Raw genomic sequence first — 15454 nt, forward strand, 5'->3', positions numbered from 1 at the left:
TGGAGGGATTAGGAAAATGCAGGTGCCATTTCTGAATCTGAAGGCCGAATATGAGAGCCTGAGACAGGATATTGACAAAGAAATCCACGACGTCCTCGATAGTGGGTATTTCGTGCTCGGAGAGAAAGTGAAAGAGTTCGAAAAGGAATTTGCGGAGTATCTCGGGGCCGCACGAGTGGTGACCGTCAATTCAGGCACAAGTGCTCTCTATCTTGCTGTCCGCGCCCTGAACATAGGTCACGGTGACGAAGTGATAACCACTGCCAACACATTTGTGGCCACGTGCGAGGCGATAGCTATGACGGGGGCGACTCCCAGGCTGGTAGATGCGCTTCCCGAAACGTACAACATGGATCCAAAGAGGCTCAAGTCAGCGATTAATAGCAAGACAAAAGCATTGATGCCTGTTCACCTTTATGGACTTCCTGCTGATATGGAAGAGATTATGGGGATTGCGAGCGAGTTTGGTATTCCTGTGATTGAGGATGCGGCACAGGCTCATGGGGCTGAGTGCGTTGTTTATGGGAAGACGATGAAGGTGGGAACCATTGGAGATCTGGGATGCTTTAGCTTTTATCCGAGCAAGAATCTTGGCTGTTACGGTGAGGGTGGCGCGGTTGTCACCAACAGTGATGAGCTTGCTGCGAAGGTTGAGATGCTGAGGGACCACGGCCAGGAGAAGAAGCACCTGCACACTGAGATTGGGGGTAATTTCAGGATGAGTGCGTTTCAGGGAGCTGTTCTGAACGTCAAGCTGAAGAGGTTGGATGAGTTCAACAGAAGGAGAATTGAGCTGGCGGAAGTATATTCGAAAGGCCTTGCGGACACCCCGGTCGTATTACCGAATTCAGAAAAAGAAAAGACCCACGTCTATCATCTTTATGTGGTCCAGACGGACAGGCGTGACGAGGTTAGAGAGCATCTGAACGAACAGGGGATAGGTACCGGAATCCACTTCCCGATTCCCATCCACTTTTGTGATGCTTTCCGATACCTTGGATACAAGAAGGGAGATTTTCCTGTTTCCGAAGCTCTCTCAAGAAGAGTCCTCTCATTGCCGATGTACCCTCAGCTAAAGGAAGAACAGGTCAAGTTGACCTCGAAGACCATAGCTGAGTTCCTCTCGTAGAGTATTTACCTCAGGAACCAAATCAACCCTGCTGTCACCAAGGCGACCCACTTGTGGTTCAGTGTGTGTCATCCTTTTGAACACCCACCAGAGATATGGAAGATATGTCAGAGTGGTTGAATACACTCATATACCGCGTTTTGGTGTGTTAGTTGCTCAGATTCAAAGGGCAGATGAACTGCGGCACGGACTTTGCTAATCTCACTACGAGGAGGAATTACACCAGAGTTCGAAGGAAGGAGTCGGTAACTTCATTCTTGTGCTGATGGATAATCTATCGACTCACGTGAACCGTACTTATTGCTTAGACCAAAGGGGGGGTGATAACTCTTTACACCATCACATATAGCATATGCCTCACGCCCTCTCCGATGGCGTGGGCCTATTTCGTTTTCTATTTTCGTCTTTTGTTTCTTGACCTGCGGAGATAGACATGATAACATACGAAAGAGAAATAGATTCGAGGCTGTCCACTCTGTGTTCTACTAGTACAGGAGACAAAGTGAGATACTGCTTATCAATCTTCTTTGTCATCATCCTGTTCGGATCCTCTGCCTTTGCGGAATGGAACAGAACGAGCGGTCTTATTGACATACCAACCGCGAAGACAATGCCAGCCAATGTCGCAAGGGCCAGTTCGAATTGGTTCTTCACTTTCGGGCAGGACTCCCTGCATAGCATGGATGCGGATTTCAGCCTTTCCTACGGGATAATGAACCGGGCAGAGCTTTCAGCCTACATGCTTACCTCGAAGGATTACGCGGCCAGCATCGCATTTAAAATCACTGACGAGAACGGGGCAATCCCTGCTCTCGGGCTGGGCATTCAGGATATAACCGCAAACCAGTGGATCAGCTCGCTGGGCAGTGGGGACACGACTGGATTCTCAGACGATGTGGACTACCTGACAGTATCCAGGCGGAATCCTGAGAGATTCTCAGCCTACCTTGTTGCCACCAAGACTCTGGGTCGTCTTGGTGAGTACACTCTCGGAATTGGAAGAGGGAGATTCGTTGGTTATGGACCGAGAAGCCAGGCCTTTAATTCCGATATGTTCTTTGGAGGCGGCAGAGATACAGCGAATCAGCACCTGGATGCTGTTGGCCTCTTCATGGGTGGGAAAGTGCAGGTCGTATCCAACCTTTACGCGCTGGGTGAATTCGATGGGAGGGACGTGAATGTTGGATTGAGCTATGAACATCCCATTTTCAGCGTGCATGTCGCCATGACCCATGTAGAGCAGCTAACAACGCCTGCGGCAGTCTGGAGTGTTGATCACCATGCCAGGCTGGCCATGGGTATTTCAGCTGACAATTCGTTCATACGCATGGCGCCCAGTGCGGGAATCCTGGCGGGCAGTGTGACGGATGCAGCAACTGGTGCCCCACTGGTAGCACGAATAAGCCTGGTAGGAACTGGTAAGCCAAGCATAAAGACTGAGCGTGGTGCAGGTATCTATGCGATTCATATTGAACCTGGCACATATGTGGTGAGAGTTGTGGCAGAAGGATACAAGTGGAAGCAGGTGACAGAGAGGGTCTTGTCCGGCAAGACCACAGCCCTTAACATAGCTTTGAGCCCGAAGATTCCACCAGCAGTCGTTCGAGAAATCAAGAGGCGGCTGAATGATGGGTACAACTACTACCTCGCCGGCAATTATCGCCGGGCCATTTCAGAATGGAGCAGAGTTCAGGAGCTTAATCCAGGCAACAAGAAGGCAAAGGACTATTTGAACACTGCAAGGCGGAAGGTCGCAGAACTGATAGCATCTCTCCGCTCCAGCGCACTGACATTCGAGGGGCAGGGCAGGCTCGGGATGGCGGTAAGCAAGTGGAACGAGGTTCTGAGCCTGGATCCTCTGAATAAGGAGGCCAAGACCTCTATTGCCAGCCTCAGGGCAAGACTGGTTGCAAAGAAACCCAAACCCAGGCCTAAACCTAAGCCTAAACCAAAACCCAGGCCAAAACCTAAACCCAAGCCTACTGTAAAGCAGCCTTCCAAAGAGGAGATAGAGGCGACCTATAAGGCAGGAGTTTCTCTCTACTTGAGCGGCAAGTACAAGCAGGCTATTAGCAAGTTTCAACAGGTTCTCAAAGCAAATCCCAATCATTCGGGCGCCAAGAATTACCTACAAAAGGCAAGGGCGAGGCTAAAAGCAATAGAAGGATAGCGAATGAAAAGGCGGCTCTTTCGAGCCGCCAATTTTTTTGCTGAGGGTTCGGCCGATCGATAGCCCAACACGGCCAAGTTCAGTTTAGCTTGGCTTCTTCTGTTTCCTTTGCCTCCACGATATAATTCTTGGCTCCGCATCTTCCGATCCGAATATCCAGCTGCAGCCTTGTACTTCCAGCCAGTATTCCGTGGTATAATAGAGGCAGTTGTGAACAACGTCAGCGATTTCCGCGCCTCTCAAGTATACCCTGTCTGCCTCCAGTCTTCTGTGGAAGTGACATTCGCCAGTGGAGTACACCAGGCCGTACATGTCTGCAGGTATGGGAGAGGAGATTCCCTGGTCGTCGAATTCGACCATGCCATCAGAGACTATGAGGGGCAGAGAATCCGGTTGCTGGTGGTAGTACCTCATCTGGACCAGTAGACCCTCACACACCAGACACGCATTCATTTCTATTCTGTCCGGCCGACTGGTAAATGTGACTGGGCCGTCCACCTGGATTACTCGTTTGTTTAACTCATACACACGAACACTCTCTGAGGCTACACTATCCCATTCGATACGAAAGTTGGAGGACATGTATGTTTTCAATTCCGCATCTGAGGCGAAGTGGAGGCCATCTGATGGGTCATCCGCTATCTGCTCCAGCATCTCCCAGATAGGGTAAGGCATCTCCAGTGCGACAATGGTTGAATCACCCGGCGGAGTGCCCCCAGGCAACGTCTTCACCTCTCCCTCCACATACCCGTCTATCCACATGCTCCCCACACTGTTGACGAGGTCGTATGTTCCAGTCCACTCTCCGCTCTCATAGTGTCTCTCGTACGTATCCATAAGAGTTACATCTCCATTGGCAGGACCCAGGTTCCACTCCGGAATTGAACCTCTGCCGAATACGAACCCCCATGACTCTATCTTCAAAGAGGCACACTTGAGGTCTCCGTACACCACGGATGAGTCGTTGCACTGGAAATACTTGTCTCCTATTAACATATAGCCCAGGCATGTCGCACTACCGATCAGTCGGGTTCCTGCATCCAGGTCGAGATTCCCATTTGACCATGCGTCCGCGTATATTCTCATGCCTGGCACACCATGATTGTCTATGTGCAAGTTTGTGTTCGCAAAGTAAGAGTGAACAAATGCAGGAATGATATCGAACCTCAGGGTCACCTCTACAGCTCCACTATTGCCGGCATAAGTCCCGTATGAGACAAAAGTGACGTCTACGCCTACCGGGCTGTCCACGACGACAGTATATGTGCCTCCAGCATATTCAGCGTCTGTCACTCCGTCCCAGCCTTTGTTCCCCCAAAGCTCCTTGATCGCCCTGTTTGCCCCTGCCTCTGCAACATAGAATGCGTTCGTGGCCAACCTGTCATCAGTTGCCGATCTTGTCTCATTTCTGGAAATCGATACATAAGCAAGTCCGAACAGGCAGATGACCAGTATGCTGACAATCGCGATTGGCAGGGCCATACCAGACTGATCCCTGATTCTGGGTTTGAATCTATGCTTAAACATTTTAGTTCTCCCTCCTGGTGAATGTTCCATCTCCATTGTTGAGCCAGATGTGTACTATGCCTACACCCCCTCCTACATCAGTGCCCGCAACGATATCATTGTCCCCGTATTCGTCTTCCACGAGGTCGCCTATATCCAGGCCTGTAAGCTTGCCTGTATGGGAGTAGCTTGTATCAGACTCCGTCAGAGCGCCTGTTCCTTGGTTGTACCAGACGGTCAAGACTCCATCCTCTGTCCCTGCTGCCACATCCAGATCACCTAGAGTATCTTCCTGAACGTCACCTATTGCAATTGACAGGACGCTTTCGGAGAGAGAATAGACGTAGTCTGGGGAGGATGGGAATGTCCCGGCCCCATTATTGAGCCAGACCTCCATCTTGCCTGCACTGGTTCCACATACCACGTCTATGTAACCATCACCATTCAAATCACCTGTGTCCAGAGCTCTGACCCTGTCAGAAGCGCGGTACACACCATCTGTGTGAAAATCTCCTCCTCCATCGTTAAACAGAATCTCCAGGTCCTTGGCTTCTGTGCCGGCTGCAATGTCCAGATCGCCAAGTGTATCCTCCCCGAAGTCTGCCAGGCACAGGGCGTTCGGTTTTTCGAAGTGTGTGACTTTGACGTGGAAGGTGAGGTTCGCATTGCCGTCGTTCAACCACACTTCCGTTTTCTTTTCGTCAGTGCCGGCCAATACATCTATGTCTCCATCTCCGTCTATGTCTCCCGCAGCGCCTGACCTGCCGCTCCTGCGCAATGCATATGCGAAAGATGAGTCTGCAAAGTCACCGTTCAAATCGTTCATGGCCAGCTCAATCCTCTTGGCCTTTCTCAGAATCAAACAAACGTCGGTCTTCAGGGAGTCGAAGTTACCAAGCGCCATGCCAATAACCTCTCCTTCGGCGTCGAAAATAATTTCTTCCATTGAGTACAGATGCCCGAAGCCATCATTTCCCATGTTAAGAAATACCGAAAGATCTACAGTATCGGACTTATGGCTAACAAATATGTCCGGATCGTCATTGTTGTCCTCTCCGAAATCCCCAATTGTGACTTTGACTATCTCTCCTACTTCTATTTGCCCCCCCAGAAGTCCCCTTAGGAGCACACGAGTAGTATCGTCAACCGGCCCGTCGGTTGCCTTAATCAGAACATCGCCTTGAGTATTGCTGGCTCTCATCGTTCTGTAGTAGAGTCCGTTTCCGCTGTCTTCCACGCCAGTGGCCCAGGTGGCTCCAGGCATGTTTTCATCAAAGTCTATGGTTACCGGTTCACCAGGGAGAGAATCACCCTCACCTGAAAGCACAAGGGCGGTAATGACCGAGGTGTACGTAGTGTCAGCAATAATTGTGTCTGGCTCAGCCCATATTTGTAGGTCAGTGGGCCCGACAATGGTGCTCATGGGTGTAATAGCTGACAACGCCTCACAAGTAGCAGTCACTGTATCGGTCCCGGCGGACAAAGATGCCTTGTATTTCCGGGTGTATTTGCCGTTTCCTTTGTCCTCGACGCCCCCTTCCATTGTTGCGCCTGTGTTGTTCGAGGTGATTTCGATGCTGACGGTTTCTCCTGGTATCTGATTCCCCAATGAGTCAAAGACTATGGCTGTCAAAATAGATATCGAGTTGCCGTCAGCGATAATCGTATCTGGATCAGCTTCTACTGAGATGGAATCCGGCTCTCCTGTCAGCAAGATAGTCTCAGTGGCGGCTAGGATGGCCGTAGAGTCAACGGCCATTATGAGCACATCTCCCGGGGTTGTCGAAGAGTAGTAGGTGGAGGAGTAGGTGCCATCCCCATTGTCGATCATCTGTTCAGGTGAAATGCTTCCTCCTCCGGAAACGATGAAACAATAGACAGAATCGCCTGCTACTGCAGCGCCGTGGGTTGTCACCGTGGCTGTGAGGTTTGAGATTGATGAGCCATCTGCCCTGATAATATCGGGGTCGGCAGCGAGGGTGATTATTGTGTCTCCGACGGTTCCACCACCTCCAAACGCCAGAAGTCTCAGATTTCTGGGGCTCATGCTCGAAGAGACGGCATATGGCCTGTATCCTCCGTGCTTGTCTGGTGCGGCCCGTTCGAAAACGACACGTACAGTGATTAGCCTTATGTCTATCAGGTCGTTTTTCTTATTACCGTTAAGATCCTTTAAGGGATCGACCTGTTTTGGGCTGGAAATTGGGTCGAGTAGATCCACCCTGTCTGAATCATAGAATCCCAGCACAAACGATGTAATGCCAACGGCTAGAGGCAGCCCTGGGTTCTCTCCACCTATCGACTTGTAGAGAATACGGTCATTTGGATTAGGTGTGTTGCCCAGTTCTGAGGAATGGCTCAAATAGTACCTTATGGTTTCAGTCATGCCATTCTTGTCCAGGTCTGCGACCATGACCAGCTCGTTTTCTTTGGCGGTAATTATGCCGAGTTCTCCTGCTGCCAGACCATAGCCGGCTAACCTGAAATCCTCCACAAGCCTTCTCATGGTTCTTCTAGCCCTGTAGGAGGTTCGCGCCTCGCTCTCTCCGCGCATGAGAGCTTCTTTTGACCCGAAGACGATTGAATAGATTGCTGCCATGATTATGCTTCCGACTATCATAACCACGAGGAGCTCTACCAGCGAGAAGCCCCGGTCTTTCACTTTCAGTTTTATATTCATTTCAGATGCCCCTGTAATAGGCCACTGATGAGAAGGTGGCCTTGTATTCAAATCTCTTGGATTCCACTCTCACAATGATCTTCTTGTACTCAGTTCTAACCAGTGATGCGGGACCCTCCAAACTGTCACTATCGGCATAAACCACTTTCACCGTTCTTTTGAAATCGGGCTCAAAGGGAACGGGGTCCTCTACGAAGTTGGAGTAGTCATCCATATCATCAAACGTGCTCTTGTCTCCTGCAACCTCGTCGGCATCAAGGGGAAACCCGTTCAAGGTATCTCCTGGATTCTTGTAGTCTGTAAACTGGTACGGAAGTCTTGTCCTGAAAGGATTGTCATCACCGACTATAGCCTCATCAAATGCTTTGGACTGTACTTCTTCCATCATCTCCTGGGCGAGTATTGTAGCTTCAGTCTGCACCCTGGCGTTGAAAATTGCGGCACCTCCCATGACGAACACCTGACCCATGTTTAGTAAGCCCACCGCGAAGATCGCGGAAGCTACTAAAACCTCAATCATTGAGATGCCCTTATTGTTCTTGAGAGTCTTGACCATCTGCACTTCACCTCCACTTAGGCTCTGAATCGTTACATATCTGGAACGTTTTGTAACACTACAGGCATGAAAGGTATCACCCCTTGACTCAAAGTCGTATTCTCGATGGCCTCGTCCTGCCTGTGATTGCATACACCGTCCTCTTTAACGTTTTATCGCTTAAGGACTTCCGGCTCCAATCACCTACTTGCCAGAAAGTCTTCAGGCTTCGGTAATTTAGCCCGAGCCCATTCAGCCTGTCTAGAGTGCAAGAAGTGTGCCGCTTAATGCCGTTGAGAGGTCATATCTTCATGGCCCGGGGCCACGATTGGGCCAATTGTGGTAGTCTCTCACATCGGGCCGTGGCGAAGCGTAACAACATCCGGAAACAGGCAGGCACGGAAGCGACCAGGGCTGGTAAAGCGCTGACAGGCGACACTTGAGTATGACAGAACCACTACTTAGCTGTAAGAAGGACCCCTGGCATCTTGAGCTTATAGCTTACAGCTATTGGTCAAGGAGGACGGGTTTGCTCCCATTGAGATTGCTTCGCCCGCCTTCGCTCTTCTTAGCTACCCCACTTCACCCTCCGTGGCTCCGTTGGACTTCGCGTCGGGCTCGCAATGACAGGTTTGTTTTGTTCTGCGCATTATTGGTCAGCCGTAACCTCTAGCACTCTTGGGAATGCCAGCGCAAAACGGGGCAGTCGAAAAGAAGGAGATGTCATTGCGAGAAGCGTCAGCGACGAAGCAATCCAGTGAGGAATATATCACTGTGAGATTACTTCGTCGTCACTCGATAAACTCCCTTCGATTTCTCTCGGGACAGGCGGAATTTCGCAATTTCTAAGGCTCGGGGAAGGGCGGATGTGAATTTCGTTATTTCCACCCTTGCGGCTTTTCAATTTGATATTTGCACTCTGCAATCTGCAATTTGATTTCAGGGGGGGGTAGTCAGACCGGTCTGAGTTTAAGGTGTTGACATGTGTTTTTGGGGACAATATACTTGGGTATCAAGGTTGGGAAGAAGTTGAGATTCGGGTTTCACATCTCTATCAGTGGTGGGTTTTCGAAGGTTCTGAAGAGGGCTGGGGCCAAGCAGTGCCAGACCATACAGCTATTTTCACGAAATCCACGCGGGTGGAAGTACCGCAGCCTTGATGGCGAGGAGGCAGAGGCACTGAGGGCCGGTCTCCCTGATTCAGGCATAGGTCCGGTCTTTCTTCACATGCCCTACCTGGCTAACCTTGCGGCACCCAGCAGAGGTCTCTTCAAGAAGTCATTAGAAAGCTTGGAGGAGGAGTTGAGAAGAGCGCCGCTAATTGGTGCCCAATACGTAGTAATGCACGTTGGCCATCGACTCGGCTCCACTGAAAAACACACCTTCAAGAGAGTTGCCTCTGGCGTGAATGGCGCTCTATCCGAGGTAGACAACCATGTGTGTCTCTTGCTTGAGACGACTGCCGGCATGGGTAGCGAAATAGGCCACACATTTGCGCAGGTGGCAAGGGTCATTGACAGTATTGAACAGAAAGATAGGGTGGGGGTATGTCTCGATACTGCACACGCTTTTGAGGCAGGCTATGACTGGTCATCAAAAGAGGGGCTCGAGGAGGCCTTGGACGGGTTTGGAAGGGAGATCGGTTTCCAGAAGCTGAAGCTGATTCATCTGAACGATTCCAAGACTCCTCTTGGTTCAAGGGTCGACAGACACTGGCATATTGGAAAGGGGTTCATTGGAATGGATGGCATGAGAATGTTGATAAATCACCCGAAATTGTCAGGCCTTCCTGCCATCATGGAGACTCCACGGACAAGCGACGAAGACGACCTGGCAAACCTGAGGGTGGTCAAGAGGCTTTCAGAATGAGATGGGTTGAGATATCTGTTCTGGTTGTTTCGTTTCTTGTGATGTTCATTGGCGTCATTGGGGCGATAGTGCCTATGATTCCGGGTCCTCCACTGGTGCTGGCCGGTGCGTTCATCTACGCAGCGTACACACACTTTGCTGTAGTAGGCTGGAAGATTATTCTCCTGCTTTCTGTCCTGGCTGCCATCGGTGTGCTTCTCGATTACAGTGCTTGGGTCTTTGGGGCAAAGAAGCTGGGAGCTACAAAACTTGGGGTCGGTTTTGGGGTCCTCGGTCTGATTGTGGGTCTTTTCTTCCTTCCCTGGGGTCTCATAGTCGGACCTCTTGTTGGTGTGGGGATAGGAGAAGCCATAGCCAAGCGAAAGGGAGTTCCCGCACTGAAGGCTAGCGCAGGGTCTTTGCTGGGGGTGTTGGTGGGAGTCATTGTCAAGTTCCTCATTTGTTTTGTAATGATAGCGATCTTCATTCTCGCACTAGTTCTGTGAATCCGGATGGCGGGTACTGTCATCGTCTTCCGCACGGGGTGGTGTTGCCAATCAGAGTCATTGCAGGAACCCTGAAGTCAAGGCTTATGAAAACCCCCAGAGGAGGCATGGTGCGTCCCACCTCTGATCGGGTCAGGGAATCGCTCTTCTCTATTGTGGAAAGAGATGCAGAAGACTGCTGTGTTCTTGATCTTTTTGCCGGGGCTGGTAGCCTGGGTATTGAGGCCATCTCAAGAGGAGCCAGCCACGTGACCTTTGTGGAAAACTCTCCGCAGGTAGTGGCGATACTGAAGGGAAACATTGAAGACCTGGATATCCGGGACAGAACGACCGTAATGGAGGCCGATGTCCTGGGTGTTCTCAAAGAATTCTCCACAAGGCGGGCGAAATTTGGTATGGTCTTCATGGATCCGCCCTATTCAGAAAGCCTGGCTCACAGGGCGATGGAGGCCCTGGCATTGAGCGGCGTGGTTGCCGAGGATGGCATTGTAGTGGCAGAACACAGGAAAACGGATTTGCTTGAGCAGACCTATGGTGAGCTGACTTTGACAAGGGTCCTCAAGTTTGGTGACACGTGGATATCCATTTACAGGAGGGAACCATGTCGAAGGTAATATACCCGGGCACGTTCGATCCGATAACCAACGGCCACATTGATGTCGTGGATAGATGTCTAAAGCTGTTTGAGAAGGTGATAGTTGCGGTTGGCTCTCAAGCTCAGAAGATACCTCTCTTCACGGTTGATGAAAGACTGGAGATGATGCACGAAGTGTTGAAGGACAAGAAAAACGTTGAGGTGGACACCTTCGAGGGACTACTTGTGAACTACGCAGATTCAAAAGGTGCTGTGGCTGTGGTCCGGGGTTTGAGGGCGGTTTCAGACTTCGAGTATGAATTTCAGATGGCCTTGATGAGCAGAAAGCTGCTCCCATCGGTGGAGAGGATATTCCTGGTGCCTGCTGAGGAGCATGTCTACCTCAGTTCCAGCGTGGTGAAAGAGATTGCAGGTCTTGGTGGCGATGTTTCTCAGTTTGTCCCCGAAGTTGTTGCCGAGAGGCTTAAGGCAAAACAGGGGAAAAAGTAGTCTGCCTTCCTTCCGAGGTCTCGAGACTGCATCTTATGATTATTGTCAACGGCAATGGTGAATAATTCCGCAAGAAAGAGGCTGAAAGAGATATTCGGAGGCCGGGTTCTGTTTGCGGTCGAGGAGAGACTCTGTTACTCTTTTGATGCCACAAACGTGGAATACCTTCCAGATTGTGTCGCCTTTCCCCTCGATGTAGAGGAAGTAGTCAAGACAGTAGCACTCGCAGTAGAAGAAACGATTCCGCTCATTCCCCGGGGTGCCGGCTCTGGTTTTTCAGGAGGAGCTGTGGCAGTGAAGGGCGGCGTGGTTTTGAGCTTTGAAAAAATGCACCGCACTGAGAAGATGGACAGAGATGCTTTGACCGCAATGGTCCAGCCTGGAGTTGTGACCAAGAAGCTTCAGGATGAAGCTGCAGGGATTGAGCTTTTTTATCCACCCGATCCAGCATCGCTTTCTTTTTCCATGATTGGCGGGAACATAGGCACAAATGCTGGCGGGCCCAGAGCCATCAAGTACGGGACTACCAGAGACTATGTCATCGATCTGGAAGTGGTAACCCCTGCGTATGGTTTGATCTCTACAGCGAAGAAAGGGTGTGGTTTTGATCTGACCCCTCTTTTTGTGGGTGCTGAAGGGATTCTAGGAGTGATTGTCCGAGCGAAGCTCCGCCTCATAAACGCTCCAGAGACGACTAAGACGATACTGGCTTGTTTCAAGAGCATGAGAAAGGCTGCAGAGGCGCTTGATGTGATAATCGAAGAAGGAATTATCCCCTCCACTGCCGAGTTTATTGACAAACCAACTGTGGAATGTGTCTTCGGAAAAAGCGAGACAGAAAAAGATCTCAGGAGGTCAAACGTCCTCATAATAGAGGTTGACGGGTGGCAAGTTGAAGTTGAAGAACTGAGCAAGTTGATAGTGGATAGATGCAGGAACCGGGGTGCTCACATGGTAAGGTTCGCCCGGAGCGAAAGAGAGAGAGAGGAGATCTGGTCAATCAGGAGGGGGATCTCCCCGGCACTTGCAAACATAGCACCGCACAAGATAAATCCGGATGTTTGTGTGCCCAGGTCAAGGTTACCAGAATATCTTTCGTTTGTCTCCCTGCTATCAAAGAGATATTCTCTTAGAATATTCAATTTTGGCCATGCCGGCGACGGGAACATACACACGAATATCATGTTCGACGGCTCGAGGGATGGGGAGAGGAGGGCTGCTGAGCGGGCGCTCACAGAGCTGTTTGAGAAGACTGTGGAGTTGGGGGGGACAATATCGGGTGAGCATGGGGTGGGGATGGCAAGAAGAAAGGCGATACGCCTGCAGATTGGCCCAAAAGAACTCCGATTGAGGAGAAAACTGAAGAGCGTTTTTGACCCTTTAGATATAATGAACCCGGCTAAAGGACTTTAAACAAAGTACGGCGTACAGAGTACAAAGTAGCAATTGCAAGGGGACAAAGTGAACTCTGAACTGCAGACCGCAGAGTACTGCCCCTCTATGTCATTGCGAGCGCTCTTCGGGCGCTCGCATTCTTCAATGTTGAACCATATTGAGCCGAGGATGGGTGTGTGGGAGGAGGGATTGAACGGGGAGTGGCGATGAAGAGGGGAGTGGGGACAGGCCTCACAATCTCAGATCGTAGATCTAAGATCGAAGATCGCGCATCTTGCTTCACGAGAAACGGGGCAGGCAGAATGACAGAAGGGTTGTCACTCTGAGTGAAACGAAGAGTCTGCTTTTTGGTTTGCGCGAAGGCGTATTAGCGGAAAGACGCTCCACAAGCAGATCCTTCGACTCCGTCCTTCGGACGTCGCTCCCTTCGACAGCCTGCGGCTGCTCAGGATTAACTCTTTCTAGAATTCGACCTTCGTTCTCACTCGGTCTCATCAAGAAAGAGTAAACACGACGAAACATACCTCACGCCCTCTCCGATGGCGTGGACCTATTTCGTTTTCCCTTCGACCACTCTCAGGATCTCCGACGATTTTCGTGTTTATCGCAGTTTGAGGTGCACCGTTCTATGTTGACACGGATTTCATGGGTCTCTACAATCAGGTGACAACAAGATAGGGGGGGTCAGATGAATTTGCGTGTGATTTTGCTGTTCGCTGTAAGTTCGGTCTTTTTTGCCATTCAAGTGTTTTCCACCCCGTATTGGGATGAACACGATTTCGAGAGGTTTCAAGCCCAAAGGTTCTTCCCTTATGAGGTTCACGAGACACCTGAGGGCCCTTCTCTCAGCTATTCCTATCCATACCAGCTCGCCGAGATAGCCAGGTTTCTCTCTGTCTGGCAGGTCTCTGACTCTGCCTCCCCGGACTACGGAGGGATGAGGGAAGGGGAACACCCCGAAGTGCAGAATATCATAGAAACCGACAACACCCAGGAGTCGATCTGGATATGGTGTAGATACGCTCAGCTCACGGGCGATACGACTACATACAGACCGAACACAGATGCTGCCTGGACCTATGTTTCTCGCTATCCCGCGTACAATGAGGAGGGTACCCAGTCGCCATATTACAGGATACACAACTGCGGGTGGGCGCTGGTCGCGTACCAGATATATGAGGAGGTTTACGGCGATACCTCCAGGGTGATATATGCGGACTCCTGCGCAGACTACATCGTCACCAGAAAGGACTCCTTGCCCTTCGATGACTTCAATTTCTACGGGAGGCTCCATCCCCTTGTTGCTGGTTGGGGAGCAGGGACCCTGTATGAATATGGTCTCTCTGGAGGAAGACAGGACTATGTGGATACAGCGCTTGTCCTGGGAGCCAGGGTTGCAGACTGGGTCGATTCCAACTCTGCGAAACGCCTTTCTGATGAAGTCTGGGCCATGTCTTCAGGGACGGCGATGTGGGGCGTTGTCAATTCTGTGGTCGTAGATGATCCGCCCGGCTGGTCTGCCTGGCTGACAGATTTTGCGGAATCTCTACAGGTATATGAAGAAGCCTCCTCATGGAATGACTGGAACAACTCCTGGAACATCTGGTATGCCAACGCCTTCAATTCAATAGGGAGGGCTCTGACTGACTCCAGGTACGCTGACTATCACAGGATGCTGACTGATACCCTGCTCATTCAGGATACGGACGAGGACGGAGGTATTCCCGCCAATTCCATGCATACGGATACGATGGACCAGTCCTGGGTTAGTTGTTATCTTGGGATGATGGGCATAGAGGGGCTGATTGATTCCCTACCTGCGCATGATGTAGGCCCTCTTGCCTTTCTCTCACCACATGAGGCGGTGCTCATTCCAGTCGGGGATTCTGTGCCTGTTGCCGTCACTGCTGTCAACTATGGACTCTCGTCAGAGAGTGGTGTCCCAATTGAGGTTGCCGGTGACTTCTCTGCTGCCACTACTGTCGACCTTACGGTCGCCTCAAGTGACACGGCTCTCTTCCCTGGATTCTGGGTTCCTTTGGTTGATTCTGTTTATGAACTTGTTGCATACACCTCACTCCTTCTGGATGAAGACCATTCGAATGATACCCTGAGAGCATCTATCATCGTCCTGCCCGTGGTCATCGTTTCAGGGAGCGTCAAAGACAGCCTGAGCGGGAATGGAATCGATGCCTGGCTGTATTTTCACAGGATGGGCCCGCCAGCAGACACTCTGTGGGACTCAACGAGCACCGACATATCAGGAGACTTCTCGGTCAGTCTGGTTACGGGTACATATGATATTCAGATCAGTCCGACGATACCGTATCCGGAGACGACCGTTGTCGGAATTGATGTGGTGAAAGACTCCACTGTCACGGTAGATGTGAAGCTCACACCTGCCAGCCTGCTCATAATGGACGATGATGAAGGAAAGAACTATGAGAGCTACTATACATCTTCGCTCGATTCAATAGGGGTGAACTACATACTCTGGGATGTTTCCAGTGAAGGGGTCTTTCCCATCAGCATCATGAGTCTGTTCGGCTCACCAATACGCTAACATTGGAGGATCAGGACAGTCTCAGTTCGTTTCTGGAC

General features: G+C 50.8%; 11 protein-coding genes. 8 read left to right on the forward strand and 3 right to left on the reverse strand.

Going from position 1 to position 15454, the window contains the following annotated elements; genetic code table 11:
• Positions 1 to 16 precede the first annotated feature (16 nt).
• Complete coding sequence (locus E3J62_03745; GenBank protein TET46725.1) at positions 17 to 1129, forward strand: DegT/DnrJ/EryC1/StrS family aminotransferase; 1113 nt, start codon at positions 17 to 19, stop codon at positions 1127 to 1129.
• 1903 nt (positions 1130 to 3032) lie between these two features.
• Complete coding sequence (locus E3J62_03750) at positions 3033 to 3299, forward strand: tetratricopeptide repeat protein (protein TET46741.1); 267 nt, start codon at positions 3033 to 3035, stop codon at positions 3297 to 3299.
• A gap of 84 nt (positions 3300 to 3383) precedes the next feature.
• On the opposite strand, the gene E3J62_03755 is transcribed toward E3J62_03750, so the two are convergent.
• From E3J62_03755 to E3J62_03765, 3 genes are read right to left on the reverse strand one after another with little or no spacing between them, the layout of a single operon-like run.
• A complete protein-coding gene (locus E3J62_03755; protein TET46726.1) occupies positions 3384 to 4826 on the reverse strand; it encodes a hypothetical protein in 1443 nt (480 codons plus the stop codon).
• Between the two features lies 1 nt (position 4827).
• Positions 4828 to 7485 carry a prepilin-type N-terminal cleavage/methylation domain-containing protein gene (locus E3J62_03760; GenBank protein TET46727.1) on the reverse strand — a complete coding sequence of 886 codons (2658 nt, stop codon included), beginning with the start codon at positions 7483 to 7485 and terminating at the stop codon, positions 4828 to 4830.
• Between the two features lies 1 nt (position 7486).
• Positions 7487 to 8173 carry a hypothetical protein gene (locus tag E3J62_03765; protein TET46728.1) on the reverse strand — a complete coding sequence of 229 codons (687 nt, stop codon included), beginning with the start codon at positions 8171 to 8173 and terminating at the stop codon, positions 7487 to 7489.
• A gap of 831 nt (positions 8174 to 9004) precedes the next feature.
• Here E3J62_03765 and E3J62_03770 point away from each other — a divergent pair.
• From E3J62_03770 to E3J62_03795, 6 genes are all read left to right on the forward strand, one after another.
• On the forward strand, positions 9005 to 9889 hold the full coding sequence (locus tag E3J62_03770; GenBank protein ID TET46729.1) for a deoxyribonuclease IV: 885 nt from the start codon (positions 9005 to 9007) through the stop codon (positions 9887 to 9889).
• Positions 9886 to 10374: a DUF456 domain-containing protein gene (locus E3J62_03775; GenBank protein ID TET46730.1), complete on the forward strand. Its 489-nt coding sequence runs from the start codon at positions 9886 to 9888 to the stop codon at positions 10372 to 10374. Before E3J62_03770 ends, E3J62_03775 begins: the two co-directional genes overlap by 4 nt.
• An 86-nt stretch (positions 10375 to 10460) precedes the next feature.
• On the forward strand, positions 10461 to 10988 hold the full coding sequence (gene rsmD / locus E3J62_03780) for a 16S rRNA (guanine(966)-N(2))-methyltransferase RsmD (GenBank protein TET46731.1): 528 nt from the start codon (positions 10461 to 10463) through the stop codon (positions 10986 to 10988).
• Positions 10976 to 11458 carry a pantetheine-phosphate adenylyltransferase gene (gene coaD / locus E3J62_03785; protein TET46732.1) on the forward strand — a complete coding sequence of 161 codons (483 nt, stop codon included), beginning with the start codon at positions 10976 to 10978 and terminating at the stop codon, positions 11456 to 11458. The genes rsmD and coaD overlap by 13 nt, the downstream gene beginning before the upstream one ends.
• 54 nt (positions 11459 to 11512) lie before the next feature.
• Positions 11513 to 12871, forward strand: coding sequence for an FAD-binding protein (locus E3J62_03790; GenBank protein ID TET46733.1), 1359 nt, complete (start codon positions 11513 to 11515; stop codon positions 12869 to 12871).
• A gap of 670 nt (positions 12872 to 13541) precedes the next feature.
• A complete protein-coding gene (locus E3J62_03795) occupies positions 13542 to 15416 on the forward strand; it encodes a carboxypeptidase regulatory-like domain-containing protein (protein ID TET46734.1) in 1875 nt (624 codons plus the stop codon).
• The last annotated feature ends 38 nt before the right edge of the window (positions 15417 to 15454 follow it).

Source organism: candidate division TA06 bacterium, from assembly GCA_004376575.1.
Lineage (GTDB): Bacteria > Hydrothermota > DG-26 > E44-bin18 > E44-bin18 > E44-bin18.

Bases quoted from the DNA above. Each gene is read 5' to 3' on its own strand.
- E3J62_03745 (TET46725.1), top strand. From the start codon at position 17: ATGCAGGTGCCATTTCTGAATCTGAAGGCCGAATATGAGAGCCTGAGA.
- E3J62_03755 (TET46726.1), bottom strand. From the start codon at position 4,826: ATGTTTAAGCATAGATTCAAACCCAGAATCAGGGATCAGTCTGGTATG.
- E3J62_03760 (TET46727.1), bottom strand. From the start codon at position 7,485: ATGAATATAAAACTGAAAGTGAAAGACCGGGGCTTCTCGCTGGTAGAG.
- E3J62_03765 (TET46728.1), bottom strand. From the start codon at position 8,173: ATGCAATCACAGGCAGGACGAGGCCATCGAGAATACGACTTTGAGTCA.
- E3J62_03775 (TET46730.1), top strand. From the start codon at position 9,886: ATGAGATGGGTTGAGATATCTGTTCTGGTTGTTTCGTTTCTTGTGATG.
- rsmD (TET46731.1), top strand. From the start codon at position 10,461: ATGAAAACCCCCAGAGGAGGCATGGTGCGTCCCACCTCTGATCGGGTC.
- coaD (TET46732.1), top strand. From the start codon at position 10,976: ATGTCGAAGGTAATATACCCGGGCACGTTCGATCCGATAACCAACGGC.
- E3J62_03790 (TET46733.1), top strand. From the start codon at position 11,513: ATGGTGAATAATTCCGCAAGAAAGAGGCTGAAAGAGATATTCGGAGGC.
- E3J62_03795 (TET46734.1), top strand. From the start codon at position 13,542: ATGAATTTGCGTGTGATTTTGCTGTTCGCTGTAAGTTCGGTCTTTTTT.